Source organism: Nocardioides terrigena (assembly GCF_003047265.1).
Lineage (GTDB): Bacteria > Actinomycetota > Actinomycetes > Propionibacteriales > Nocardioidaceae > Nocardioides > Nocardioides terrigena.
Map to the genome: position 1 here is coordinate 257,925 of NZ_PZYY01000003.1, position 24,046 is coordinate 281,970.

The following is a 24,046-nucleotide window of genomic DNA, read 5'->3' on the forward strand; positions in this document are numbered from 1 at the left end:
CATCTCCCACGCTCCCTGTGGAGGAGCGTTCGACGCGATCCCGGCGTCGGCGCACGCTGGGTCCATGACCCCGTTCCACGACGTCAACGCCCCGCACGGCACGCCACCCCAGGTCCCTCGTCCACGTCGCGACGCCCGAGGGCGCCCCGGCCGCTCCGGTCAGCCCTGGGCCGACGAGGACTACGAGCGGCTGGTGGCGCTGGTCCGCGAGGGCCACGACGTGCCCGCGATCGCCGACGCGCTGGAGCGCACGGAGGGCGCCGTCACCCCGCGACTGCGCGCCCTGCTGCCGCCCGAGCAGCGGGCCATCCTCGCCGACCGGGTGCTCCCGACGCTGCGGGGGCACGTCCGGGAGCAGCCGGACTACCCGTGGGCCGAGATCATGGTCCGGCTCCCTCCCCCGGCGCCCGTGGTCCAACGGGTCGAGCACCTCGCCGGCGCCGCCGGGCTCGAGGTGGCGCTGCTGCTCGAGGCGGCGTGGGCGCTCCTGCACTGCGAGACCGCCGACGCCGGCGCGGTGCGCGAGGTCTGCGACGAGGTGGTCGCTCGTGGCCTCGACGAGGAGCTGACGGCTCGGCTGGTGTCCGCGCTGCTGTGCCGCGTCCCTCCTGCCACCCCTGACGAGGCGCGCTACGCCGCGATGGCCCGGCTGGACCGGGCCCGCGGGCTCACGTCCTCCCGCTCCCGCTACGACGCCCACCCGTCGGAGCACGGGTGGTGAGCCGGCTCAGAGCTCGTCGAGAAAGCGGTCGAAGACCCGCGCCCCGAACTCCAGCGCATCCACCGGCACCCGCTCGTCGACGCCGTGGAAGAGCGCCGTGAAGTCCAGGTCCGCCGGCAGCCGCAGCGGCGCGAAGCCGTAGGAGGTCATGCCCAGCTTGGTGAAGTGCTTGGCGTCCGTGCCGCCGCTCATGAGGTACGGCGCGACGACGGCGTCGGGGTCCTCGGCCATCAGCGAGCGGGTCATCGCGTCGACCAGGTGGCCCTCGTAGGGCATCTCCCACGGCTGCTGGTGGGAGAGGAAGTCGATCTCGACCCCCTCCCCGCACAGCTCGCGCAGGGTGGTGAAGAACTCGTCCTCGTAGCCCGGCAGGAAGCGGCCGTCGACGTGCGCGGTCGCCTCGGTGGGGATCACGTTGACCTTGTAGCCGGCGCCGAGCATCGTCGGGTTGGCGGTGTTGCGGATCACCGCGCCGAGCATCCGCGCGGCACTGCCGAACTCGTCGATCAGCTCGACCGCGTTGTCCGGGGTGGCCTCGGTGCCGGCGATGTCGGCGACGGTGGCCAGCAGGACCTCCATGGTCGGCGTCAGCCGCACCGGCCACTCGTGGGCGCCGATCCGGGCGACGGCGCCGCTGAGGCGGGTGACCGCGTTGTCGGTGTTGATCATCGAGCCGTGGCCGGCGCGCCCGCGGGCCGTGAGCTTCATCCAGGCCATGCCCTTCTCGGCGGCCTCGATGAGGTAGATCCGACGGCCGCGGACGGTCGCGCTGAAGCCGCCGACCTCACCGATCGCCTCGGTGCAGTCGGCGATCTCGTCCGGGTGCTGCTCCACGAGGACCTCGGCACCCTTGTGGCCGCCGGCCTCCTCGTCGGCCGTCAGGCAGAGCACCAGCTCGCGGTCGGGCAGCCGGCCGGCCCGGGCCCGGGCGCGGACCACACTGAGGAGCATGGCGTCGAAGTCCTTCATGTCGACGGCGCCGCGACCCCACACGAAGCCGTCCTGCACCTCGCCGGAGAAGGGGTGGACCTGCCAGTCGTCCGCCGCGGCGGGGACCACGTCGAGGTGGCCGTGCACGAGCAGCGGCGGCTTGGTCGAGCCGGGCGACCCGCCCCACCGGGCGACGAGGTTGGTCCGGCCCGGCTCGGACTCGTAGAGACGCGACTCGATGCCGACCTCGTCGAGCAGCGTGGCGACGTACTCTGCCGCCTTCCGCTCCCCCGGGCCGTCCTCGTCGCCGTAGTTGGAGGTGTCGATGCGGATCAGGTCGCGGCACAGGTCGACGACCTCGCCCGCGGGGTCGTGGGCGGGGTCGAGAGGGGTCACCGAGGTCTCGTCAGCCATGACCCCCATCCTGCCCCAGGGACGGGGGGACCCCGATTCGGGTGTTGGGCAGGCGTTTTGCTACGGTTCTCCAGCACTCGTCCGGGTGGCGGAATTGGCAGACGCGCTAGCTTGAGGTGCTAGTGCCCGTATTAGGGCGTGGGGGTTCAAGTCCCCCCTCGGACACTGAGAAGGCTCCGGCTCCACGGGGCCTTTTCTTCATTTCGGGGCCACGGAGGAGCGGGTCAACGCCCGCGGCGAGGACGGCCCGAAGGTCCCATCCTGTGGTGCACCCGGGCCGGCGCCTCACCGAGGCCCCGCACCCCCGGGGCGTCCGACTCCATCGGCCCGTCGGGGTCGCGACGCCAGCGGCGCTCGAGGAACCAGCCGGCGACGGAGAAGTAGGCGACCAGGGCGCCGACCACGATCCACACCATGGCGCGACCCTACGCTCGCGGCGTCCGTTCAGGGAGTGCCCAGCCGGATCCCGTGCGAGGCCAGCAGGTCGGCCAAGGAGCCGGGCCCGCGCTCGAAGTGCCAGTGCTCGGCGACCAGTCCCGCCGCCCGCGCGCCCTCGACGTTGGCCTCGTTGTCGTCGACGAAGAGCACCTCGTGCGCCGGCGCCCCGATGCGTCGTACGACGCGGTGGAAGAACTCCGGGTCCGGCTTGGCGGCCCCGACCTCCCACGAGTAGGCGCTCACGTCGAAGCGGTCCCGGTAGCCGAGCACGTCGTGCATGTACGTGCCGCGGTGGCGCTCCTGGTTGGTGGCGAGGTGCACCCCGTAGCCGGCGCTGCGCAGCGCCGACACGACCTCGAAGGACGAGGCGACCTCGTCGATGCGGTGCCACACCGCGGCGTACACCTCCGCGACCGGGGTCGCGACGCCGTACTCCAGCAGCCTCGCCTCGAGCATCGGCAGGTAGTCGCCCTCGCCGGCCAGGGTGGGCTCCTCGTCGGCCCACGTCCGGTGGAGGAACCCGCGGGAGCGGTCGCCGAGGAAGGGCTCCATCGCGGCGTACCAGCCGCCGGGAAGGTCCTGGACGACGCCGTCGGCGTCGAGCAGCACGTGCGTGATCACGAGGCTCACCCTAGGCTCGCCGGGTGACCGCCAACCTGCGCCCGACCCTGCGGGTCGGCTTCGTGACCGGTGCCACCCCCGACAAGTGGGCGCGTGCCTGGCGCGAGCGCCGACGTGAGCGGCTCGAGCTGGTCCCCGTCAGCGAGGACGAGCAGGTCGAGGGAGTCCGCGACGGCAGCCTCGACATGGCCCTCGTCCGGCTGCCCGTCGACACGGACGACCTCCACTGCATCCGGTTGTACGACGAGGTGCCGGTCGTCGTCGCCGGCCTCGAGCACGTCGTCGGCGCGGTCGACGAGGTGACCCTCGACGACCTGGCCGACGAGCAGCTGGTGCGCCCGCACGCCAGCGGCTGGACGCCCACCGCCGAGCAGCTCGACTGGCCGCCGATGTCGGAGAGGGACGCGATCGAGACCGTGGCCGCCGGCACCGGCGTGGTGGTCGTGCCGATGAGCGTGGCCCGGCTCCACCAGCGCAAGGACGTGGTGAGCCGGCCGGTGACGGACCTGGAGCCCACCACCATCGCTCTGGTCTGGCTCCGGGACCGAGACGACGACGTGACGCAGGCCTTCGTCGGCGTGGTCCGGGGACGCCGGGTCACGAGCTCGCGCTGAGCCACTCCTCGAGCCACCGGCCCAGCACCACCGCGCTGGCCTCCACCCGGCTCGGCCAGTCCATCGCGGACTCGTCGGCCTCGTCGCTCACGTGCTTGACCAGCCGGACCGGCACGCCGAAGGACCGCGCGGCGAACGCGACGGCGTACCCCTCCATGTCGACGAGGTGCGCCGCGAGCGCCAGCCGGTCGCGGACCAGCGGGTCGGTGACGAACACGTCGCCCGTCGCCAGCACCACGCCGGACTCCCCCACCACGAGCCGCTCCTCGGGGTCGTGGCCGAGCGAGCGCACGATGTCGGCGTTGATGTCGTGGTTGATCACGACACCCGGCTCGTGCAGGCCGGTGAGCCCGTCACGCAACGCGCCGGCGGTGCCGATGTTGACGACGGTGAGCCCAGCGACGTCGTCGTACGCCGCCAGCGCACGCGCCGTGGCGACGGCCGCGGCGGTCTTGCCCATGCCGGTGACGACGAGCGGGAGGTCGGGCGGGACGTGGGCGGCTTCGGCCGCGGTGGCGGCCACGACGAGGGTGTGCACCTCGTCACGCTAGCCCTTCCTGGTTAGCCCTTTGACAACCCAGCACCTAGTGTCGACGGGCCCGTTCACCCGAGTAGCTCCAGGAGGTGTCACCTTCCAGTGACCCAGGAAAAGACGTCGGAGCGCCCGCTCTCCGACCCCTTCAAGTCACCCACCGACACGGTGATCCCGCACCCCGCTCTGGACGTCGAGCCCTCCGCCGAGTCCGAGCGCCCCCAGCTCCTCGACAAGGTCGTCTTCGGCGTCACCGCCGCGATCGCGATCGGCTTCCTGCTGTGGGGGTTCCTCGACACCGCCTCGCTGGCCAGCGCCTCGGGCACGGCCCTCACCGGCACGATGGAGTACCTCGGCTGGCTGTTCGTCCTCACGTCGTCCGCCTTCGTCGTCTTCGCCCTGTGGCTCGCCCTGGGCAAGTACGGCAACATCCCCCTCGGTCGCGACGGGGACGAGCCGGAGTTCTCCACCACCTCGTGGGTCGCCATGATGTTCTCCGCCGGCATGGGCATCGGGCTGATGTTCTACGGCGTCAACGAGCCGCTCACGTTCTTCGCCGACACCGACGGCTTCGCGCCGCCCGGCTCCGAGACCCTCGCCGACCCGCAGCGCGCCGAGAACGCGATGGCGCACACGCTGTTCCACTGGACCCTGCACCCGTGGGCCATCTACGCGGTCGTCGGTCTCGCCATCGCGTACGGCGTCTACCGCAAGGGTCGCCTCCAGCTCATCAGCTCGGCCTTCGAGCCCCTGCTCGGCAAGCACGCCAACGGCCCGGCCGGCAAGGTCATCGACATCCTCGCGATCTTCGCGACGCTCTTCGGCTCTGCCGCGTCGCTCGGTCTCGGTGCCATCCAGATCGCCAGCGGCCTGCGCATCGTCACCGGCCTCGGCGAGGTCGGCAACGGCGTGCTCGTCGCCATCATCGCGGTCCTCACCGTCTGCTTCGTGCTGTCGGCCGTCTCCGGCGTCGCCAAGGGCATCCAGTGGCTCTCCAACATCAACATGGTGCTGGCGCTGACGCTCGCGGTGTTCGTGTTCGTCGTCGGTCCGACGATGTTCATCCTTGACATCATCCCGACGTCGATCGCCTCCTACGTGCGCGAGCTGCCGACCATGGCCGGTCGCACCAACGCCGACGGCGAGGCCGCGGCCGCGTGGCTCAGCAGCTACACGGTCTTCTACTGGGCCTGGTGGATCTCGTGGACCCCGTTCGTCGGGATGTTCATCGCACGGATCTCGCGCGGGCGCACGATCCGCCAGTTCGTCACCGGCGTGCTGCTGGTCCCCAGCCTGGTCACCCTGGTCTGGTTCGCGATCTTCGGCGGCGCGGCCATCAAGCTCCAGATGGACGGCACCGACGTCTACGGCGCCGGTGCCCTCGAGGACCAGCTCTTCACCGTGCTCGACCAGTTCCCGCTGGCCACCGTCTCCAGCATCCTGGTGATGGTCCTGGTGGCGATCTTCTTCATCTCCGGTGCCGACGCGGCGTCGATCGTGATGGGGTCGCTCTCGCAGAACGGTGCCATCGAGCCCAGCAAGGCGCCGGTGATCTTCTGGGGCGTCGCGACCGGCGGCGTGGCCGCGGTCATGCTGCTGGTCGGTGGAGACACCGCCCTCGACGGCCTCAAGACGATCACCATCGTGGCGGCCGTGCCGTTCGTGGTGGTGATGATCGGCCTGTGCGTGTCCCTGGTGAAGGACCTCAGCCAGGACCCGATGATCGTCCGGACGCGGGTGGCCCGCGAGGCCGTCCACGACGCCGTGATCGCGGGCGTCACCGAGCACGGGGACGACTTCCGCCTCTCCGTCGAGCAGGAGCCCGGCGCGGACGACACGTCCACCGCGCGCCCCTCGCAGACGAAGGCCTGACCCAGCACCACCCCGGCGGCCGCTGGGCGCCTCCTCACCAGGAGGTGCTCAGCGGCCGTCCCTCGTGGAAGCCGGCGGCGGACTGCAGGCCGACGACCGCGCGCTCGTGGAGCTCCTCGAGCGTCGTCGCGCCGGCGTACGTGCAGGACGACCGCAGCCCGGAGCAGATCTGGTCGATGAGGTCCTCGACGCCGGGCCGGGCCGGCTCGAGATACATCCGCGACGAGGAGATGCCCTCCTCGTAGAGGCCCTTGCGGGCCCGGTCGTACGCCGACTCGGTCGACGTGCGGTGGGCGACGGCCCGCGCCGAGGCCATCCCGAAGGACACCTTGAAGGCCCGCCCGTCGGCGTCGTGCATGAGGTCGCCCGGCGACTCGTGCGTCCCGGCGAACCACGAGCCGATCATCACCGAGCTGGCGCCGGCGGCCAGGGCGAGCGCGACGTCGCGCGGGTGCCGCACTCCCCCGTCGGCCCACACGTGCTTGCCGAGCTCCCGGGCAGCGGCAGCGCACTCGAGCACCGCGCTGAACTGCGGGCGCCCGACACCGGTCATCATCCGGGTGGTGCACATGGCGCCCGGGCCGACGCCGACCTTGACGATGTCGGCGCCCGCCTCGACCAGCGCGCGGGTGCCCTCGGCGGAGACCACGTTGCCCGCCACGATCGGCACCGCCGGTGAGAGCGCCCGCACCGCGCGGAGCGCCTCGAGCATCCGGTCCTGGTGCCCGTGGGCGGTGTCCACCACGAGACAGTCGACGCCGGCGTCCAGCAGGGCGGCCGCCCTGGCCGCGACCTCGCCGTTGACCCCCACCGCGGCCGCGATCCGCAGGCCGCCGGACGCGTCGACCGCCGGGGTGTAGAGCGTGGCCCGCAGCGCCCCCAGCCGGGTGAGGACGCCCACCAGCGAGCCGTCCTCGCCGACCGCGACGGCGAGCGGTGCCTTGGCAGCGTCCAGCCGGTCGAAGACGACCCGCGGGTCCGCGTCGGCGGCGACCGTCACGAGGTCGCGGCGCATCACCGCACCCACCTGGGCGAAGCGGTCGACCTCGGCGCAGTCGGCCTCGGAGACGACGCCCACGGGGCGACCGTCCTCGACGACCACGGCGGCATGGTGGGACCGCTTGGGGATGAGCGACAGCGCCTCGGCCACCGTCTGGGTGGGCGCCAGCTCGATCGGGGTGTCGAAGACGAGGTGGCGCTGCTTGACCCACTGCACGACGTCGGTGACCACCGGGATCGGGATGTCCTGCGGGATGACGGTGAGGCCGCCGCGGCGGGCCGTCGTCTCGGCCATCCGCTTGCCGGCGATGGCGGTCATGTTGGCCACCACCAGCGGCAGCGTCGCGCCGGTGCCGTCGTGGGTGGCGAGGTCGACGTCGTACCGGCTGGCCACGGCCGAGTGGCGCGGGACCATGAAGACGTCGTCGTAGGTCAGGTCGTGCGGCGGGGCCGCGTCGTGGAGGAAGCGCACGTGTCGGGAATCTACGTGAGTCGGTGCTGCGGGCGCAGGCCGACGTCCTCGAGCTCCAGCTCGGCCAGGCGGCGTACGACCTCCGGGTCCTGGCGTCGCCAGTCCCCCGCCGGGTCGTCGCTCACCCGGGCCAGCACCCGCATCGGCTGGTGCGCGAGGGCCCGCAGGGCGAACAGGTCGAGGTCGTCGGCGGAGTCGATGAAACGTGCCCCGGCCGTGGCCTCGCGCACGAACCGCCACCGCCGGGGCAGGTGGACGGCCAGGATCACCAGGATCGGGATGAGGGCGATGGCCAGGCCGAGCACGACGGCCAGCTGCTCGATGGCCTCCACCGACGCCCGTCCGGCCGACGCGATGCCCTCCGAGGCGTCGGCCGCCCTGTCGAACGGCGTCGCCAGCTCGTCGCCCACCAGGGGTGCCTCGCCGAGCCGCCCGCCCGCGTCCCGCAGCTGGCCGGCCATCGCCGTGGCCGACTCGTCGGTCTGCCGGCCGGGCTCGGCCAGCGCCGTGGTCCCGTCGTGGACGGCTCCCCCGACCCGGGCCCACAGGACGATCCACCCGAGGACGAGGAGGTCGGCGACGATCTGGGCGGTACGGCGGCCGGGGCTGTCGGCGTAGAGCTTCATGCCCCCATCCGAGCATCACCGGGGGCCGGTGGCCACCTCCGTGAGGGCGGCCCAGGTGCGGTCGATGTCCGCTGCCGTGGTGCGCCAGCTCCCGACGGCCCAGCGGATCGCGGCCCGGCCCTCGACCCGGGTGTGGCTCAGGTAGGCGACCCCGGAGGCGTTGACGCGATCCATGATCGCCATCGTCTCCTCGTCACCGGCCACCGCGCGGAAGACCACGAGGCTGAGGCTGCGGGCGGTCACCAGCTCGAAGCGGTCGTCCTCCGCCACCAGGTCCTCGACCCGTCGGGCGAGCTCGACGCCGTCGCGGATGTGGGCGCGCAGCCCCTCCAGCCCGTAGGTGCGCAGCACCGCCCAGAGCTTGAGCGACCGGAACCGACGGCCGAGCTGCGGGTGCCAGTCGCGGTAGTCCACGACCTCCCCGGACTCGGAGGCCGCGTTGCGGAGGTACTCCGGGGTCAGCGAGAGCGCGTCGACGACCGACTCGCGGTCCGGCACCCACAGGACGCTGCAGTCGAAGGTCGTCAGCAGCCACTTGTGGGGGTTGGTCACGAACGACTGCGCGAGGTGCAGCCCCCGGGTCAGGACCTCCCGGTGCTCGGGGCACACGGCGGCGACCCCGGCCCAGGCCGCGTCGACGTGCAGCCACGCGCCGACACCGTCGAGGGCCTCCGCGATGGCCTGCACGTCGTCGATCGCCCCGGTGGAGGTGGTGCCGACGCAGGCCTGGACGAAGACGGGCCGGCAACCGTCGTCGATGTCGTCGGCCAGCAGTCGCTCGAGGTGGGCCACGTCCATGGCCTGGGTGGCCGGGTCGACCTCGACCATGCGGACGTTCTCGGCACCGATCCCCGCCATCATGGCGGCCTTCACCAGCGACGAGTGGGCCTGCGAGGAGCCGTAGACGGTCCAGCGCGTGTCGCCGAGCCCCGCCTCGCGGACGGTCCCGGCGCCCGCGGACTGGAGCGCGGCGAGCAGGGCGGTGAAGGTCGCCGTCGAGGCGGTGTCCTGGATGACGCCCCCGCCGGGACCCTCCGCGCGGTGCTGGAACTGCTCGGGCAGCCCGAGGGCCTGGGCCAGCCAGTCGACGACGACCTGCTCGACCTCGGTCACCGCCGGGCTGGTGGCCCAGATCATCCCCTGCGCGCCGATCCCGCTGGAGAGGAGGTCGCCGAGGATGGCGGCCGGCGAGGAGTTGGCCGGGAAGTAGGCGAAGTAGCGCGGGTGCTGCCAGTGCGTCAGGCCCGGCACGACCACCTCGTCGAGGTCCGCGAGGAGGGCGTCGAACCCCTCGGCCTGCTCCGGCGGCGAGGCCGGGAGCGCGCGTCGTACGTCGCCGGGAGCGACCTGCGAGAGCACCGGCAGGTCGTCGAGGGACGCCCAGTAGTCGGCGATCCAGTCGATGGTGGCGTACCCCTGCCGGCGGAACTCCTCGGGGGACATGTGCCCGGCGTTGTCAGACATGGCCCGAAGGTACTGCGCGCGGTTGAGCCGTCGTACTCAGGGGACGTCGGGTAGCGCGACAGGTCCGCGGCGAACCCGCCGCGACGAGGCTCCTCCCATGCCCAACACAGCCAGCACCACCGCCAAGAACACCACCGCCTTCGCCGCCCAGGCCGCGATCTCCTTCGGGGCCGCGCTGTTCGCGATGCTCGTCGCCGTCTACTTCATGGACGCCGACCCGTGGGTCAAGGGATTCCTCGCCCTCGGGACGCTCTACCTGACGACCTCGACCTTCACGCTCGCCAAGGTCGTGCGCGACATGCAGGAGGACACGACCGTCATGCACCGGCTCGACCAGGCCCGCCTCGACAAGGCGCTGTCGCAGCACGACCCGTTCAAGTCGGCCTGATCGCCCGGGCCCGGACGGCGCGTCGCTCAGCGCAGCTGGGCGCTCGTCAGCCCCAGCAGCCGCCGGGCGACGATGAGCAGCTGGATCTGCTGGGTCCCCTCGAAGATGTCCAGGATCTTGGAGTCGCGCGACCACTTCTCCAGCAGCTCGACCTCGCTGTAGCCCAGCGAGCCGGCCAGCTGGACGCACGAGAGCGTGATGTCGGAGCCGACCCGGCCCGCCTTCGCCTTGGCCATCGAGGCCTCCAGCGAGTTGGGCCGGCGGTTGTCCGCCATCCAGGCGGCCTGCATCGTGAGCAGCTGGGCGCCCTCCCAGTCGGCCTCGAGCCGGAGGAACGTCGCCGCCGCGGCGGACTGCACCTGGGCGGGGCGGTCGTAGTCGATCTCGACCCCGGCCTGCTCGAGCAGGTCGCGGGTGAGGTCCAGGGACGCACGGGCGCAGCCGACGGCCATCGCGGCCACCAGCGGCCGGGTGTTGTCGAAGGTCGCCATCGCCCCGGCGAAGCCCTGCTTGACGTCGACCTCCGGGGAGCCGAGGAGGTCCTCGGCGGGCACGCGGCAGTCGGTGAACGTGATCGCGGCGGTGTCGGAGGCCCGGATGCCGAGCTTGTGCTCGAGACGCTCGACCTTCATCCCGGGGTTGTCCTTGCGGACCACGAACGACTTGATCGCCGCCCGGCCCAGGGACTTGTCGAGCGTCGCCCACACGACCACGCTGTCGGCGCGCTCGCCGGAGGTGACGTAGATCTTCTCGCCGTTGATGACGTACTCGTCGCCGTCGAGGCGAGCGGTCGTGGAGATGCTCGCGGAGTCCGAGCCGGTGCTGGGCTCGGTGATGGCCATCGCGGCCCACGTCCCGGCGTACCTCTCCTGTTGCTCGGGCGTCGCGACGGACGCGATGGCCGAGTTGCCGAGGCCCTGGCGGGGCATGGACAGCAGCAGGCCGGTGTCGCCCCAGCACATCTCGGCGATCGACATGACGGAGGCGAGGTTGGCGCCGTTGCGGACACCGCCGGAGTCGTCCTCGGCCTCGTCGCGGCGTACGCCGGACGCGCCCGCCCCCTCCGCCGACCCGGACTCGGAGAGCCCGTCGATCATCGCGGCGAGCAGGTCGAGCTCCTGGGGATAGGCGTGCTCCTCGCGGTCGTACTTGCGCGAGATGGGCCGCAGCATGTTCATCGCGACCTGGTGGGCCTGGTCGACGAGCGTGCGGTGCTTCCTGGGGGTCTCGAGGTTGATCATCAGACGAGCACCGTTCCTTCCATGATCCCGATGGCACGCAGGTCGCGGTACCACCGCTCGACCGGGTGCTCCTTGACGAAGCCGTGGCCGCCGAGCAGCTGGACGCCGTCGAGGCCGATCCGCATGCCCTTGTCGGCACACAGCGAGCGCGCGAGGGCGACCTCGCGGGCGAAGTCCTCGCCGCGGGCGGCGCGCGACGCCGCCTTGTAGGTGACGAGCCGCATGGCCTGGAGCTCGATCGCGATGTCGGCGACCATGAACGCCACGGCCTGGCGGTGGCTGATCGGCTCGCCGAAGGCCTCGCGCTCGTTGACGTACGTCGTGACGTGGTCGAGCACGGCCTGCCCGGTGCCGACCGCGAGGGCGCACCACGCGAGGCGGGACAGCCGCACGCACTCGGTGTACGTCGAGCCGTCGGTCTCGCCGAGGACGGCGTCCGCCGGGACCCGCACGCCGGACAGGCCCAGCCGGGTCAGCGACGCGGCGCGGACCCCCATGGCCGGGTCGGCCTCGACGGTCAGGCCCGCGGCGGACGACTCGACCAGGAAGAGGACGGGTCGGCCCTCGAGCTCGGCGCCGACGACGAACAGCTCGGCCTCGGCGCCGCGCACGACCGCGGACTTGAGGCCGTCGAGCACGAAGCCGTCTCCGTCGCGCCGGGCCGTGGTGGCCGGCGTCAACGGGTCGAAGAGCACCGTCGGCTCGGTGAGCGCCAGCGCGGCGGTCGGCACGTCGTCGCCGGTGAAGGCGGGGAGGTAGGTCTGCTGCTGGGCGTCGGTGCCCCACAGCCCGAGGGCCGTGGCGACGGAGCCGGGGGCGAGGGCCGCGACGGCCAGCCCCATGTCGCCCCTCGCGAGCGCCTCGGCGACGAGGGTGCCGGCCACCGCGGAGCGCTCGTCGGAGATGCCGCCGAGGGACTCGGGGACTCCCAGGATCGGCAGCCCGATCTCGAGGCTGGCCCGCAGGAGTGTCTCGGGGGCGGCGCATGCCGCGTCCGCGTCGGCCGCCGCCGGTCGCACGACCTCGGCGGCGAACTCGGCCACGACGTCGACGAGCATCTGCTCGTCCTCGGTCGGGGTCAGGTCGAAGCGGTCGTCCGCCCGCGCGGCCCCGGGCCGGGTGCCGGGTGCCCCGCGCGTGCCCATCCGGGCGAACGTGCGCCCGGCGGCGGTGGCCCCGCGGAAGCCGCTGCGGGTCACGGTGAAGACCGCCTGCTCGGTCTGGCGGCGCAGCCCCAGCCGGTCGATGACCTCGCTCTGCGCCAGCCGGTTGAGACCGGCCACGGCCAGACCGATCGGGTCGCGGCTCTCCCGGGACGACAGGCCGTGCTTGCCGCCCGGCCGGAGTCCTCGCCTGAGGAAGTCTGCGGTGAAGTACATGGCTCTAATGTAACTCTGAGTTACACACGAGGCCACACCTTCCCGGTCCGGTCTGCGTGTCGGGCGTCACGAGGCACCTCACTAGGATCTGCGCCATGCCGACCGACCCCTCGGGCCCCCCTGTCCACGCCCCGCACGGCGAGCTCCCCACCGGTGGCACCGTCCGCCCCGTCACCCGCTGGGGCACGCCGGTCATGCACGCGCCGCAGCAGCTCGTGACGTCGTACGACGACTCCCTGCGGTCCCTGGCCGCGGACATGGTCGCGACGATGTACGCCGCCGACGGGGTCGGTCTCGCCGCGTGCCAGGTCGGGGAGGACGTGGCGATGTTCGTCTTCGACTGCCCCGACGAGAGCGGGGAGCACACCGTCGGAGTCGTCTGCAACCCCGTGGTCACGCTCCCCGAGGGCCGCGACCGCAGCCTCGACGACGGCGACGAGGGCTGCCTGTCCTACCCGGGTGCATTCGTGGAGTGCGCCCGACCCGACTGGGCCGCCGTCGACGGCACCGGGCTCGACGGTGAGCCGGTGCACTTCGAGGGTGACGGGCTGCTGGCCCGGTGCCTGCAGCACGAGACCGACCACACGCTGGGCACTGTCTTCGGCGACCGGTTGCCCACCAAGGCCCGCAAGAAGCTCCAGAAGCAGCACGACAAGGCGGCCGACGACTACCCGCTGGACTGGCCGGCCGGGTCGTGACCGTCCGGATCACCAGCCGCAACGCGCGCTTCCAGCAGTGGGAGTCGCTGCTGCACAACCGGACCAAGCGACACCGGCTCGGCGAGCTCGTCGTCCAGGGCGTCCGGCCGATCAGCCTGGCGATCGAGCACGGCTGGACCGTCCGCGCGCTCATCTCCGACGGTCGGCCCCGCATGTCGGCCTGGGCGGCGGGCGTGTGGGGCACCACGGACGCCGAGCGGGTGGTGATGGCGCCCGAGCTCGTCGCCGAGCTGGGCGAGAAGGACGAGCCCTCCGAGCTGCTGGCGATCGTGGGCATGCCCCCGGACGACCTCTCCCGCCTGGACCCGACCGGTCTCACCGTGGTCTTCGACCGCCCGACCCAGCCGGGCAACATCGGCACCCTGGCCCGCTCGGCCGACGCCTTCGGCGCCACCGGGCTGGTCGTCACCGGGCACGCCGCCGACCCCTACGACCCCCGCGCGGTCCGGGCGAGCACCGGGTCCCTCTTCGCGCTGACCGTCGTGCGGGCGCCGTCGCACCGTGAGGTGCTCGACTGGGCTCGGCCGGCGGGCGTCCGCGTGGTGGGGACCGACGAGACGGGCACCACCGACCTACGGGCCGCGGACCTCACCGGTCCTCTCCTGGTGGTCGTCGGGAACGAGACCTCCGGGATGACCGCGGCCTGGCGAGAGGCCTGCGACGAGCTCGTGTCCATCCCGATGGCCGGCTCGGCGAGCTCCCTCAACGCCGCGACCGCCGGGTCGATCGTGCTCGACGAGGCGGCCCGCCAGCGTCGGGCCGGACGGTAGCGTCGCGCCCGACGGGAGCGACCGCGATCGGGCCGGGGCCCATTCCTGCCCACGTGCGCAGCTCTGGGAAGCCACCGCGCTGGCTTGCCTGCGCAGGTGCGCAGGTGCGCAGGTGCGCAGGGAAGCGACCCACGCCCCGCCCCATGGCTGCGCAGGTGCGCAGGCAGGCCCGGCCGGCAGGGTCAGCGGCGGGCGGCGACGTAGCAGGCAACGGCGGTAGCGGCGGCCACGTTGAGGGAGTCGATCCCCTCCCGCATGGGGATGATCGCCCGACGGTCGGCGGACTGCTCCCACCGCGCCGAGAGCCCGTGGCCCTCGGAGCCGAGGACGAGGGCCAGCCGCTCGACCCCGGCCACGGCCTCCTCGACCGGCGTGGAGTCCGGCGCGAGCGTCAGTGCCACGGTGGTGAAGCCGGCCGCCGACAGGTCCGGCAGGGCGTCGTACCAGTCGGGCAGGCGGGTCCACGGCATGGTGAACACCGCGCCCATCGCCACCTTGATCGCGCGACGGTAGAGCGGGTCGGCGCAGCGCGGCGACAGCAGGACGGCGTCGAAGCCGAGCGCGGCGCCGCTGCGCAGGATGGCACCGACGTTGGTGTGGTCGACGATGTCCTCCAGCACCAGCACCGAGCGGGCACCCTCGAGCACATCGGCGACCGGGGGCAGGGGTCGACGCTCGAGCGAGGCCAGCGCCCCGCGGTGGACGTGGAAGCCGGTGACCTGCTCGGCCAGGGCCTCGTCGAGCACGAAGCAGGGAGCGTCGGTTGCTGCCAGGACGTCGGCGAGGCCGTCGAGCCAGCGCGGTGCCATCAGCAGCGACCGCGGGACGAAGCCCGCCTCGAGCGCGCGGCGTACGACCTTCTCCCCCTCGGCCAGGAAGAGCCCGTGCTCGGCCTCGAGGTGCTTGCGGAGCTCGACGTCGCGCAGGTCGCGGTAGTCGGCCAGCCGCGGGTCGGCGGGGTCGGTGATCTCGATCAGGTCAGCCACGGGGAGCAGCATGCCGCCCGTAGTGCACGGGGTGTGCCACCGCCACCACCTCGCCGACCACGATGATGGCCGGCGGCCGCACCTCGTGCGCCGCGAGCTCGTCAGCCAGCGTGCCGAGGGTGGCCAGCACGGTGCGCTCCTCGGGCATGGTCCCCTCCACCACGACCGCGACGGGGGTCTCGGCCGGACGACCTCCCTCGACGAGCGCGGCGGCGATGTGCGGGGCGTTCTCGACGGCCATCATCAGCACGAGCGTGCCCCGCAGCTGGGCGAGCGCTGGCCAGACCACGAGCGACTCGGGGTGCCCGGGGGGCAGATGCCCGGAGACGACGGTGAACTCGTGGGTGATGCCCCGGTGGGTGACCGGGATCTGGGCGACGCCGGGCACGGCCACCGAGGAGGAGAGCCCGGGGATCACCGTCACCGGCACCCCGGCGGCCTCGCAGGCCAGGACCTCCTCGTAGCCCCGGCCGAAGACGAAGTTGTCGCCACCCTTGAAGCGCACGACCCGCTTCCCGGCCCGCGCCCGGTCGACGATGATCTCGTTGATGTGCTCCTGGAGGGCCGAGCGGCCGCGGGGCAGCTTGGCCACGTCGATGAGCTCCACGCCCGGGTCGAGCTCGTCCAGCAGCTCCCGCGGTGCGAGGCGGTCGGCCACCACCACGTCGGCGGAGGCGAGCGCGTGCCGGGCGGCCACCGTCACCAGCTCGGGGTCCCCCGGTCCCCCGCCGACCAGTACCACGCCGGGCGAGCGGTCCAGGGCTCCGGACGCCGTCAGGTGCCCGTCGCGGAGCGCGGTGATGATGTCGTCGCGCAGCGTCGCCGACTGGCGGGGCTCGCGGTTGCCGAGCACCCCGACCGTGGCCGTGCCGTGCCGCCCGACGGCGGGGGTCCAGGCGGTCGCCTCCGTCGCGTCGTCGCTGCGCACGCAGAAGATCCGGCGCTCCTCGGCGGCCTCGGAGACCAAGGTGTTGGCCGCGTGGTCGTCGGTGGCGGCGATGACGTACCACGCACCGTCGAGGTCGGCGGGCTCGAAGCGGCGCAGCTCGAGGGTGATCTCGCCGCCCATGCCCTCCAGCGCGGGCGTCACCACGGGTGACACCACGGTGACCCGGGCACCCGCCGCGATGAGCATCGGCACCCTGCGTTGCGCCACGTGACCGCCGCCCACCACCACGACCCTGCGGTCGCGCAGGATCAGTCCCGAGAGGTACGGCGTGGGGTCGCTCATCTCGCCATTCTCGCGCGCCACGGGATCGGCGGCACCGGCGTCCACGCTTGAAACGGCAACCACGGCACTCCTAGGTTCGGGGTATGAGCCTCGAGCGCCCCATCGCCCCGAACCCCTACGACCTCCTCCCGGCGGTGCCGTCCTTCACGGTCACCAGCACCGACGTCACCGACGGCCAGCCCCTCAAGGACGACCAGGTCGCCGAGCACGGCAACACCTCTCCCCAGCTGAGCTGGGAGGGCGCTCCGGAGGGGACGAAGAGCTACGTGGTCACCTGCTTCGACCCCGACGCCCCGACGCCCAGCGGCTTCTGGCACTGGTCGCTGGTCGACATCCCCGCCGACGTCACCTCGCTCGACACCGGCGCCTCCTCCGGCGACCTCCCGGGCAACGCCTTCCACGTGCGCAACGACGGCGGCGAGGCCGGCTTCATGGGCGCCGCTCCCCCGCAGGGCGACCAGCCCCACCGCTACTTCTTCGTCGTGCACGCGGTGCAGGAGGAGACCCTCGGCGTCGACGCCGACGCCTCCAACGCGGTGGTCTCCTTCAACCTGGCCTTCAAGACCCTGGGACGCGCGATCATCCACGGGACCTACCAGCACTGAGCGGACCCGGCTCGATCCAGCGCTGACGTGTGAGAGGATCCCGGTCGCCGATCACGGGAGGCCGGGATGCTCTACGTCGCCATCGCGACGCGCGCGTTCCGCCGTTACTCGACGTACCGGGCGGCCACGCTCGCCGGTGTCTTCACGAACTCGGTCTTCGGAGTCATCTACTCCTTCGCCTACCTGGCGCTGTGGGACGCCAACCCGACGGCGGGCGGCTACGACAAGGTGGACGCGGTCACCTACGTCTGGCTCGGCCAGGCGCTGTTGATGACCGTCGCCCTGTGGGGCGGGGGCACCACCGACGACCTGGCCGAGCGCATCCGGTCCGGGGACGTGGCGATCGACCTCTACCGGCCGGTGGGGGTGATCCAGTGGTACCTCGCCGCGGACCTCGGACGCGCGGCGTACCACCTGCTCACGCGCGGCCTGGCTCCCACCGTCGTCGGTGCGGTCCTCTTCCAGATCGCCATGCCGGACTCCCCGGCGGCTGCACTCGGCTTCCTCGTCAGCGTCCCGCTCGCCGTCGTGGTCAGCTTCGGGCTGAGGTTCCTGGTCGCGAGCACCGCGTTCTGGTTGCTCGACGCGACGGGGGCACGCACGCTCAGCGGAGCACTGGCGATCTTCTTCAGCGGGATGGCCCTCCCCCTGGTCCTGTTCCCCGGCTGGCTCGGCATCCTGGCCGAGTCACTGCCCTGGTCCGCGATGATCCAGGTGCCCAACGACATCTGGCTCGGTCGCCACACCGGCGTCGACCTGCTCGGTGCCCTGGCCTTCCAGGCCGGCTGGGCCGTGGTGCTGCTCGCAGCCTGCTGGCTCGTGCTCGCGCGGGCCACCCGCAAGGTGGTGGTCCAGGGTGGCTGACCTCGCGACCCTGGTGCGCCCGTGGCACCCGCTCGCCCGCTACGGCGAGATCGCCCGGCTGTGGATCCGTGCGGAGATCTCGTACCCGGCCTCCTTCGCGATGCTGGTGGTGGGCAGCATGCTGATCAACGCACTCGACTTCGTCGGCATCGCGATCATGTTCTCGAGCATCGACCAGCTCGGCGGGTTCGAGCTGCGCGAGATAGCGCTGCTCTACGGCGCCACCGGGATCGGCATCGGCGTCGCCGACACCCTCATCGGCAGCGTCGAGCGGATCGGGGAGTACGTGCGGACCGGCCGGCTCGACCAGATGCTCACCAAGCCGGTCCCGTTGCTGGTCCAGGTCTGCTCGGACCGGTTCACCCTGCGTCGGCTCGGCCGGATCACCCAGGCCACCGTGGTCCTGGTCTGGGCGCTCCCGGTCGTCGACTGGACCCCGTCCCGCGTGGGGATGGCACTTGTGATGGTCCTGAGCTCGAGCGCGCTGTTCTTCGGCCTGTTCGTGCTCTTCAGCTGCATCCAGTTCTGGACGACGGACGCGAACGAGTTCGCCAACGCCTTCACGTACGGCGGCAACACCCTCACCCAGTACCCGCTGACGATCTTCCCCCGCGAGCTGGCCATCGCCCTCACCGTGGTGCTGCCGATCGCCTTCGTGAACTGGTACCCCTGCCTCTACCTGCTCGGCCGGCCGGACCCGTTCGGCCTGCCCGAGTGGCTGCAGTTCTGCTCTCCTCTCGCCGCGGCCGTGGTCGTCACCGCGGCCCTGCTCGTCTGGCGCACCGGAGTGCGCCACTACACCTCCACCGGGAGCTGAGATGGCCCTGATCGACGTACAGGACCTGGAGCGGACCTTCGTGGTGCGCCGCAAGGTCGACGGCGGTCGCCGCCGGCTGCGCGACGAGGTGCGGGCGGTCCACGACCTCACGTTCTCCGTCGAGGCGGGCGAGATGGTCGGCTACATCGGCCCCAACGGCGCCGGGAAGTCCACGACCATCAAGATGCTCACCGGGATCCTGGTCCCCACCGCCGGCCACCTCCGCGTCGCCGGCCTCGACCCGAGCAAGGACCGGGTGGCCCTGGCCCGCCGGATCGGCGTGGTCTTCGGCCAGCGCACGACGCTGTGGTGGGACCTCCCCCTGCGCGACTCCTTCGCACTGCTCCAGAAGATGTACCGGATCCCCACGGAGCGCTACCGCGCCAACCTCGAGCGGTTCGTCGAGCTGCTCGACCTGCGCGACCAGCTCGACACGCCGGTCCGCCAGCTGTCGCTCGGGCAGCGGATGCGTGGTGACATCACGGCCGCGCTGCTGCACGACCCGGAGATCCTCTACCTCGACGAGCCCACGATCGGGCTCGACGTGGTGAGCAAGGGGCGGCTGCGCGAGTTCCTGCGGGCCCTCAACGCCGAGCGAGGCACCACGCTCGTGCTGACGACGCACGACCTGCAGGACATCGAGGCGCTCTGCGACCGGGTCATCGTCATCGACCACGGCACGGCCGTCTTCGACGGTCCGCTCCCCGCGCTGCACGCGCAGGGCGGCTCGACGCGCACGCTGGTGGTCGACCTGGTCGACGAGGCGCCCGCGATCGAGGTCCCGGGCGCCGTGGTGCGCCGGGTCGAGGGACCACGCCAGTGGCTGTCCTTCCCGACTGAGGCGAGCGCCGCACCGATCGTCGCGGCGGTCGCGGCGTCGTACGACGTGGCCGACCTGTCCATCCAGGAGCCGGACATCGAGGAGGTCATCCGTGACCTCTACTCCCGCGGCGCCTGACGACCGAGGTCAGTCGGCCCGCAGGTCCAGGACGAGCACGGCCCGGTCGTCGTCGCCCCGGGGCACCTTCGCCAGCACCGCACGGGCGAAGCCGGCGAACCCCGCGGCCAGCACGCGGGTGCGGGCGACCCCGCGCAGCCACTCCAGGCCGTCGTCGAGGTCGCGACCGCGGGTCTCGATGACCCCGTCGGTGTAGAACATCAGCGCCTCGCCCGCCCCGAGCCGGCCCTCGCTGGCGTGCAGCTCGGGGTCGGGCACCACCCCGAGCGCCGTGCCCCGGGCGTTGTCGACCTCCCACTCGCTCCGAGCGGGGAACCAGTGCAGCACCGGCGGGTGACCGGCGCTGGTGATCGTGTAGTCACCGGTCTCGAGGTCGACCCGCACGTGCACCGCGGTGGCGAAGGACTCGTCGGACTCCTGGCGCAGCAGGAACGCGTTGGCCGCCCGCATCAGCGCGTCCGGGGGCAGCGCGCCCAGGAGGCCGCCCAGCGCGCCGGCGAACTGCAGCGCCTGCGGCCCCACCGAGGCCCCCTTGCCGCACACGTCGACCAGCACCATCTCCAGGTGACGGTCGTCGTGCAGGTCGGCCACGAGGAAGTCGCCGGCGTAGCCGGTGCCGTGCGCGCTGAGCATCGCCGACTGCGTGCGCCACGGGTCGGGCAGCGGAGGCACGACCCCCTGGCGCTGGAGGCGGTCGCGGAGCTGGGCGAGCATCGGCTCGCTCAGGGCCACCGGTAGGCCGGAGCGCTGACGGCTGGACTGGTAGACGACCAGGCCCACCGACACCGCGAGGGTCACCAGGGTGGCGACCGCGGGTCCGTCCACGCCCTCGTGGAGGGTCGTGGCGCCGGCCGCGACCAGGATGAATCCGGACAGCACGACCAGCGGCAGGGTGCGCAGCAGCAGCACGCCCAGCAGCAGCCAGACGAACCACACCGTGACCGGCACCAGGTCCGGCGCGACCCACGCCGCCGCGAAGGACGCCGCCGAGCCCCCCAGCAGCAGGCAGAGCACGTAGACCTGGCTCCCCCGGGACCCCGTCCGCCAGCTCTGCACCCGGTCGTGGACGTGCAGCGCCAGACGGCGCGGCACGGACCCGAGAGCAGTCGACACCTCCTGAGAATAGGTCTCGGGGACCACCGTCGGGGCCGTTCGGGCGATGTCCGCACCAGCCCCTAGGCTCGGGAGCCTGATGACCGATTCACCGGACCAGTCCACCCAGCCCGCCGCCGATCCCGCCGCCGACCCCGCAGCCCTGCTCGCGGAGGTGGTCGCGTTCGCGATGGACTGCGCCCGCCAGGGCGAGACGGACCTGCTGGCGCGCTACCTCGACGGCGGGTTCCCGGTCGACCACCCCGACGACGACGGCAACACCGTGCTCATGCTCGCCGCCTACCACGGCCACGCCGGCACGGTCGGCCTGCTCCTCGACCGCGGGGCGGACCCCGACCGGCTCAACGCCCGGGGTCAGTCCCCGCTCGCCGGCGCGGTCTTCAAGGGCGAGGACGACGTCGTACGCCGCCTGCTCGCCGGCGGTGCCGACCCCGACGCCGGCGCCCCCACCGCCCGGGCGACGGCCGAGATGTTCGGTCGCTCCGACCTGCTGGGGTGACGGGGTCGCACGACTTCCACCCCCACGGGCGGACTTTCTTGACCTGTTCCAGAGTGAGTGCGACGTTGGACACCGGGGGCCTGCACCGTCGTACCGACCCCACCCGACCCCGCCCCCAAGGAGTGACATGCCCGACCTGCCCCAGCCCACGGACAGCTCGATCGCCACGGCCCCCTCGGAGGAGGCCCGGCTCGGATCGACCACCGACACGGGTGCACCCGCCCCCAGCGACCGCAACTCGCTCACGCTCGGGTCCGACGGCCCGATCCTGCTCCACGACGTGCACTTCCTGAGCCAGATGGCGCACTTCAACCGCGAGCGGGTCCCGGAGCGCAACGTGCACGCCAAGGGCTCCGGCGCGTTCGGCGGGTTCGTCACCACCGAGGACGTCAGCGCCTACACCCGCGCCGGCCTCTTCCAGCCCGGTGTGAAGACCGAGATGCTGGCCCGCTTCTCCACCGTCGCCGGCGAGCAGGGCTCCCCCGACACGTGGCGCGACCCGCGCGGCTTCGCGCTGAAGTTCTACACCGACGAGGGCAACTACGACCTCGTCGGCAACAACACCCCGGTGTTCTTCATCCGCGACACCATGAAGTTCCCGCACTTCATCCGCTCGCAGAAGCGTCGCGGCGGCAGCGGCCTGCGCGACAACAACATGCAGTGGGACTTCTGGTCGCTCAACCCCGAGTCGGCCCACCAGGTCACCTACCTCATGGGCGACCGCGGCATCCCGAAGTCCTACCGCCACATGAACGGCTACGGCTCGCACACCTACCTGTGGACCAACGCGGCCGGGGAGAAGCACTGGGTCAAGTACCACTTCCACAGCAAGCAGGGCGTCGAGAGCCTCAGCGACGCCGACGCGACCCGCATCGCCGGTGAGGACGCCGACTTCCACCGCCGCGACCTGTACGACGCGATCGCGGGCGGCGAGCACCCCTCGTGGACGCTGTCGATCCAGGCGATGCCCTACGAGGACGCGAAGACCTACCGCTACAACCCGTTCGACCTCACCAAGGTGTGGCCGCACAGCGACTACCCGCTCATCGAGGTCGGCACGATGACCCTCAACCGCAACCCGGAGAACTTCTTCGCCGAGATCGAGCAGGCGGCCTTCGAGCCGTCCGCGACGGTCCCCGGCATCGGCTTCTCCCCCGACAAGATGCTGCTGGGCCGGGCGTTCGCCTACTCGGACACGCACCGCTACCGGATCGGCCCCAACTACCTGCAGCTCCCCGTCAACCGTCCCCGGGTGGAGATGAACACCTACACCCAGGACGGCCCGATGGCCTTCGAGCACCGCTCGGACGACCCGGTCTACGCGCCCAACTCCTTCGGTCGCGGCTACGCCGACGAGGTCGGCGAGGTCTCCGACGGCTGGGAGGCCGACGGCGCGATGGTGCGCCAGGCCTACGCCCTGCGCCAGGACGACGACGACTTCGGCCAGGCCGGCACGCTGGTCCGCGAGGTGTGGGACGACGAGATCCGCGCCAACTTCGTCAAGACCGTCGCCGGCCACCTCCTCGGCGGCGTCGAGGGCGACGTCCTCGAGCGCGCCTTCGCCTACTGGAAGGCGGTCGACGCCGACTGCGGCAAGCAGATCGAGGAGCTCGTGCGCGCCGGTGGCCCGAACGACAACCCCGGCGGACAGCCCGACGACGCGCAGGACGACGCGTCGGACCCCGTCAGGGAGAGCGACACGCACGCGGCCCGCTGACCGCTTCGCTCGACACCTGCCTGACCCACGTGGGCCCCGGACACCGTCCGGGGCCCACGTGCCGTCCGGGGCCTCGGACGACGGCCCGCTATCGTGCGCGCCATGGCCCCTGACCCGACGTACGACGTGCTCGGTGCGCCGTACACCGTCGAGACCCTCGACCTCGGCGAGGACGCCGAGGGCCCGGTGCACGCGACCCTCGTGCACCGCCCGGCTCCCGAGCCGACCGACCGCGCCGTCCTGCACGTGCACGGCTTCGCCGACTACTTCTTCCACACCGAGTACGCCGAGTGGTGGAACGCGCGCGGCCACGACTTCTACGCCCTCGACCTGCGCAAGTACGGCCGCTCGCTGCGGGAGCACCAGACGCCCAACTACGTCGAGGACCTGCGGGAGTACTTCCCCGACCTCGACGCTGCCTGGGGGCGCATCGCGGTCGACCACACCCGGATCGTCACGACCGCCCACTCCACCGGCGGCCTGACCCTGCCGCTGTGGCTGCACGACCGTCGGCCCGACGGCCTGGCCGGCGTCGTCCTCAACTCCCCGTGGTTCGACCTGCAGGGCAGCGCCTGGCTGCGCAACCCCGCCGCGCGCCTGGCCCTCGACCGGATGGGCGCCCGGCAGCCGCGCCGCCTGATCCCCCGCAAGGTCAGCGGCGTCTACACCCAGTCGCTGCACCGCGACCACCACGGCGAGTTCGACTTCAACCTCGACTGGAAGCCCGTCGAGTCCTACCCCGTGTACGCCGGGTGGTTGCGCGCCGTGCGCCGCGGCCACGCCGAGCTGCACCGCGGCCTCGACGTCCCCGGCCCGTGCCTGGTGCTCTCCTCGACGACCTCGGCGTGGCCGACGACGATGGGCGACGCCGTGCACAGCAACGACGTCGTGCTGGACGTCGAGCAGATCCGGCGCTGGGCCTCCAGCCTGGGACGCCACGTCACCAGCATCGCCGTGGACGGTGCCCGCCACGACGTGGTGCTGTCGCTGCCGGACGTCCGGGCGCGGGTCTACGACGAGATCGACACCTGGCTGTCGACCTACGTCGACCGCTGA

The 24,046-nt window shown here is 72.4% G+C and carries 25 protein-coding genes and 1 tRNA gene; 14 read left to right on the top strand and 12 right to left on the bottom strand.

Annotated features, from left to right (window positions below; translation table 11 throughout):
- Positions 1-64 precede the first annotated feature (64 nt).
- The gene (locus DAE25_RS07915) at positions 65-721 is read left to right on the top strand and encodes a hypothetical protein (RefSeq protein ID WP_107765667.1); all 657 of its coding nucleotides are present in this window, start codon (positions 65-67) and stop codon (positions 719-721) included.
- 6 nt (positions 722-727) lie between these two features.
- Here the strand turns inward: DAE25_RS07915 and DAE25_RS07920 are convergent, their stop codons facing one another.
- Entirely contained in the window at positions 728-2,065 is a 1,338-nt protein-coding gene (locus tag DAE25_RS07920; RefSeq protein WP_107765668.1) for a M20/M25/M40 family metallo-hydrolase, read from the bottom strand.
- A gap of 79 nt (positions 2,066-2,144) precedes the next feature.
- Between DAE25_RS07920 and DAE25_RS07925 the strand changes: the two genes are divergently transcribed.
- Positions 2,145-2,230, top strand: a tRNA-Leu gene (locus DAE25_RS07925).
- Positions 2,231-2,289: 59 nt separating this feature from the next.
- Here the strand turns inward: DAE25_RS07925 and DAE25_RS07930 are convergent.
- The gene (locus DAE25_RS07930) at positions 2,290-2,481 is read right to left on the bottom strand and encodes a hypothetical protein (RefSeq protein ID WP_107765669.1); all 192 of its coding nucleotides are present in this window, start codon (positions 2,479-2,481) and stop codon (positions 2,290-2,292) included.
- Between the two features lie 28 nt (positions 2,482-2,509).
- Positions 2,510-3,124 carry an HAD family hydrolase gene (locus DAE25_RS07935; RefSeq protein ID WP_199907487.1) on the bottom strand — a complete coding sequence of 205 codons (615 nt, stop codon included), beginning with the start codon at positions 3,122-3,124 and terminating at the stop codon, positions 2,510-2,512.
- 23 nt (positions 3,125-3,147) lie between these two features.
- On the opposite strand from DAE25_RS07935, the gene DAE25_RS07940 reads away from it, so the two are divergent.
- On the top strand, positions 3,148-3,738 hold the full coding sequence (locus DAE25_RS07940) for a LysR substrate-binding domain-containing protein (protein ID WP_234410917.1): 591 nt from the start codon (positions 3,148-3,150) through the stop codon (positions 3,736-3,738).
- On the opposite strand, the gene DAE25_RS07945 is transcribed toward DAE25_RS07940, so the two are convergent.
- Positions 3,722-4,276, bottom strand: a complete 555-nt coding sequence (locus DAE25_RS07945; protein WP_107765670.1) for a nucleosidase — start codon at positions 4,274-4,276, stop codon at positions 3,722-3,724. The two genes, DAE25_RS07940 and DAE25_RS07945, sit on opposite strands and share 17 nt — an antisense overlap.
- 99 nt (positions 4,277-4,375) lie before the next feature.
- Here DAE25_RS07945 and DAE25_RS07950 point away from each other — a divergent pair, with 99 nt between their 5' ends.
- Positions 4,376-6,142 (top strand): BCCT family transporter, encoded by a 1,767-nt coding sequence (locus tag DAE25_RS07950; RefSeq protein ID WP_107765671.1) that lies wholly within the window; start codon positions 4,376-4,378, stop codon positions 6,140-6,142.
- Between the two features lie 34 nt (positions 6,143-6,176).
- Here DAE25_RS07950 and DAE25_RS07955 read toward each other — a convergent pair whose 3' ends face one another.
- The 3 genes from DAE25_RS07955 to DAE25_RS07965 are packed head-to-tail and all read right to left on the bottom strand — an operon-like array spanning position 6,177 to position 9,703.
- Positions 6,177-7,613: a GuaB1 family IMP dehydrogenase-related protein gene (locus DAE25_RS07955; RefSeq protein ID WP_107765672.1), complete on the bottom strand. Its 1,437-nt coding sequence runs from the start codon at positions 7,611-7,613 to the stop codon at positions 6,177-6,179.
- Between the two features lie 11 nt (positions 7,614-7,624).
- Positions 7,625-8,239 (bottom strand): hypothetical protein, encoded by a 615-nt coding sequence (locus tag DAE25_RS07960; protein ID WP_107765673.1) that lies wholly within the window; start codon positions 8,237-8,239, stop codon positions 7,625-7,627.
- A gap of 15 nt (positions 8,240-8,254) precedes the next feature.
- Entirely contained in the window at positions 8,255-9,703 is a 1,449-nt protein-coding gene (locus DAE25_RS07965) for a pyridoxal phosphate-dependent decarboxylase family protein (protein WP_199907488.1), read from the bottom strand.
- 97 nt (positions 9,704-9,800) lie between these two features.
- Between DAE25_RS07965 and DAE25_RS07970 the strand changes: the two genes are divergently transcribed.
- On the top strand, positions 9,801-10,091 hold the full coding sequence (locus DAE25_RS07970) for a YiaA/YiaB family inner membrane protein (RefSeq protein ID WP_056886650.1): 291 nt from the start codon (positions 9,801-9,803) through the stop codon (positions 10,089-10,091).
- A gap of 26 nt (positions 10,092-10,117) precedes the next feature.
- On the opposite strand, the gene DAE25_RS07975 is transcribed toward DAE25_RS07970, so the two are convergent.
- Both DAE25_RS07975 and DAE25_RS07980 read right to left on the bottom strand, forming a co-directional pair.
- Positions 10,118-11,332, bottom strand: coding sequence for an acyl-CoA dehydrogenase family protein (locus tag DAE25_RS07975; protein WP_107765674.1), 1,215 nt, complete (start codon positions 11,330-11,332; stop codon positions 10,118-10,120).
- Positions 11,332-12,711: an acyl-CoA dehydrogenase family protein gene (locus DAE25_RS07980; RefSeq protein WP_107765675.1), complete on the bottom strand. Its 1,380-nt coding sequence runs from the start codon at positions 12,709-12,711 to the stop codon at positions 11,332-11,334. Before DAE25_RS07980 ends, DAE25_RS07975 begins: the two co-directional genes overlap by 1 nt.
- A gap of 95 nt (positions 12,712-12,806) precedes the next feature.
- Here DAE25_RS07980 and def point away from each other — a divergent pair, with 95 nt between their 5' ends.
- Entirely contained in the window at positions 12,807-13,409 is a 603-nt protein-coding gene (def, locus tag DAE25_RS07985; RefSeq protein ID WP_107765676.1) for a peptide deformylase, read from the top strand.
- Positions 13,406-14,200: a TrmH family RNA methyltransferase gene (locus tag DAE25_RS07990; protein WP_107765677.1), complete on the top strand. Its 795-nt coding sequence runs from the start codon at positions 13,406-13,408 to the stop codon at positions 14,198-14,200. Before def ends, DAE25_RS07990 begins: the two co-directional genes overlap by 4 nt.
- 182 nt (positions 14,201-14,382) lie before the next feature.
- Here DAE25_RS07990 and DAE25_RS07995 read toward each other — a convergent pair whose 3' ends face one another.
- Together DAE25_RS07995 and cobA are read right to left on the bottom strand one after the other, a co-directional pair.
- Positions 14,383-15,186: a TrmH family RNA methyltransferase gene (locus tag DAE25_RS07995; RefSeq protein ID WP_107765915.1), complete on the bottom strand. Its 804-nt coding sequence runs from the start codon at positions 15,184-15,186 to the stop codon at positions 14,383-14,385.
- Positions 15,179-16,417: a uroporphyrinogen-III C-methyltransferase gene (cobA, locus tag DAE25_RS08000; protein ID WP_107765916.1), complete on the bottom strand. Its 1,239-nt coding sequence runs from the start codon at positions 16,415-16,417 to the stop codon at positions 15,179-15,181. Before cobA ends, DAE25_RS07995 begins: the two co-directional genes overlap by 8 nt.
- A gap of 83 nt (positions 16,418-16,500) precedes the next feature.
- Between cobA and DAE25_RS08005 the strand changes: the two genes are divergently transcribed.
- The 4 genes from DAE25_RS08005 to DAE25_RS08020 all read left to right on the top strand — a co-directional run bounded on the left by DAE25_RS08005 (position 16,501) and on the right by DAE25_RS08020 (position 19,661).
- Complete coding sequence (locus tag DAE25_RS08005; RefSeq protein WP_107765678.1) at positions 16,501-17,022, top strand: YbhB/YbcL family Raf kinase inhibitor-like protein; 522 nt, start codon at positions 16,501-16,503, stop codon at positions 17,020-17,022.
- A 66-nt stretch (positions 17,023-17,088) separates the two neighbouring features.
- Positions 17,089-17,886: an ABC transporter permease gene (locus tag DAE25_RS08010; protein WP_107765679.1), complete on the top strand. Its 798-nt coding sequence runs from the start codon at positions 17,089-17,091 to the stop codon at positions 17,884-17,886.
- Positions 17,879-18,703 carry an ABC transporter permease gene (locus DAE25_RS08015; protein WP_234410918.1) on the top strand — a complete coding sequence of 275 codons (825 nt, stop codon included), beginning with the start codon at positions 17,879-17,881 and terminating at the stop codon, positions 18,701-18,703. The genes DAE25_RS08010 and DAE25_RS08015 overlap by 8 nt, the downstream gene beginning before the upstream one ends.
- A 1-nt stretch (position 18,704) precedes the next feature.
- Positions 18,705-19,661, top strand: coding sequence for an ABC transporter ATP-binding protein (locus tag DAE25_RS08020; protein ID WP_107765680.1), 957 nt, complete (start codon positions 18,705-18,707; stop codon positions 19,659-19,661).
- Between the two features lie 9 nt (positions 19,662-19,670).
- Here DAE25_RS08020 and DAE25_RS08025 read toward each other — a convergent pair whose 3' ends face one another.
- Complete coding sequence (locus DAE25_RS08025; protein ID WP_159083641.1) at positions 19,671-20,774, bottom strand: PP2C family protein-serine/threonine phosphatase; 1,104 nt, start codon at positions 20,772-20,774, stop codon at positions 19,671-19,673.
- A 79-nt stretch (positions 20,775-20,853) separates the two neighbouring features.
- Between DAE25_RS08025 and DAE25_RS08030 the strand changes: the two genes are divergently transcribed.
- The 3 genes from DAE25_RS08030 (at position 20,854) to DAE25_RS08040 (ending at position 24,046) form a co-directional block, all read left to right on the top strand.
- A complete protein-coding gene (locus DAE25_RS08030) occupies positions 20,854-21,273 on the top strand; it encodes an ankyrin repeat domain-containing protein (protein WP_107765682.1) in 420 nt (139 codons plus the stop codon).
- Positions 21,274-21,400: 127 nt separating this feature from the next.
- Positions 21,401-22,990: a catalase gene (locus DAE25_RS08035; protein WP_107765683.1), complete on the top strand. Its 1,590-nt coding sequence runs from the start codon at positions 21,401-21,403 to the stop codon at positions 22,988-22,990.
- Positions 22,991-23,092: 102 nt separating this feature from the next.
- Positions 23,093-24,046, top strand: a complete 954-nt coding sequence (locus DAE25_RS08040) for an alpha/beta hydrolase (protein WP_107765684.1) — start codon at positions 23,093-23,095, stop codon at positions 24,044-24,046.

Excerpts from the sequence above, each read along its gene's own strand:
- DAE25_RS07915 (WP_107765667.1), top strand. The coding sequence starts at position 65 with ATGACCCCGTTCCACGACGTCAACGCCCCGCACGGCACGCCACCCCAG.
- DAE25_RS07920 (WP_107765668.1), bottom strand. The coding sequence starts at position 2,065 with ATGGCTGACGAGACCTCGGTGACCCCTCTCGACCCCGCCCACGACCCC.
- DAE25_RS07930 (WP_107765669.1), bottom strand. The coding sequence starts at position 2,481 with ATGGTGTGGATCGTGGTCGGCGCCCTGGTCGCCTACTTCTCCGTCGCC.
- DAE25_RS07960 (WP_107765673.1), bottom strand. The coding sequence starts at position 8,239 with ATGAAGCTCTACGCCGACAGCCCCGGCCGCCGTACCGCCCAGATCGTC.
- DAE25_RS07965 (WP_199907488.1), bottom strand. The coding sequence starts at position 9,703 with ATGTCTGACAACGCCGGGCACATGTCCCCCGAGGAGTTCCGCCGGCAG.
- DAE25_RS07970 (WP_056886650.1), top strand. The coding sequence starts at position 9,801 with ATGCCCAACACAGCCAGCACCACCGCCAAGAACACCACCGCCTTCGCC.
- DAE25_RS07975 (WP_107765674.1), bottom strand. The coding sequence starts at position 11,332 with ATGATCAACCTCGAGACCCCCAGGAAGCACCGCACGCTCGTCGACCAG.
- DAE25_RS07980 (WP_107765675.1), bottom strand. The coding sequence starts at position 12,711 with ATGTACTTCACCGCAGACTTCCTCAGGCGAGGACTCCGGCCGGGCGGC.
- def (WP_107765676.1), top strand. The coding sequence starts at position 12,807 with ATGCCGACCGACCCCTCGGGCCCCCCTGTCCACGCCCCGCACGGCGAG.
- cobA (WP_107765916.1), bottom strand. The coding sequence starts at position 16,417 with ATGAGCGACCCCACGCCGTACCTCTCGGGACTGATCCTGCGCGACCGC.
- DAE25_RS08005 (WP_107765678.1), top strand. The coding sequence starts at position 16,501 with ATGAGCCTCGAGCGCCCCATCGCCCCGAACCCCTACGACCTCCTCCCG.
- DAE25_RS08010 (WP_107765679.1), top strand. The coding sequence starts at position 17,089 with ATGCTCTACGTCGCCATCGCGACGCGCGCGTTCCGCCGTTACTCGACG.
- DAE25_RS08020 (WP_107765680.1), top strand. The coding sequence starts at position 18,705 with ATGGCCCTGATCGACGTACAGGACCTGGAGCGGACCTTCGTGGTGCGC.
- DAE25_RS08030 (WP_107765682.1), top strand. The coding sequence starts at position 20,854 with ATGACCGATTCACCGGACCAGTCCACCCAGCCCGCCGCCGATCCCGCC.
- DAE25_RS08035 (WP_107765683.1), top strand. The coding sequence starts at position 21,401 with ATGCCCGACCTGCCCCAGCCCACGGACAGCTCGATCGCCACGGCCCCC.
- DAE25_RS08040 (WP_107765684.1), top strand. The coding sequence starts at position 23,093 with ATGGCCCCTGACCCGACGTACGACGTGCTCGGTGCGCCGTACACCGTC.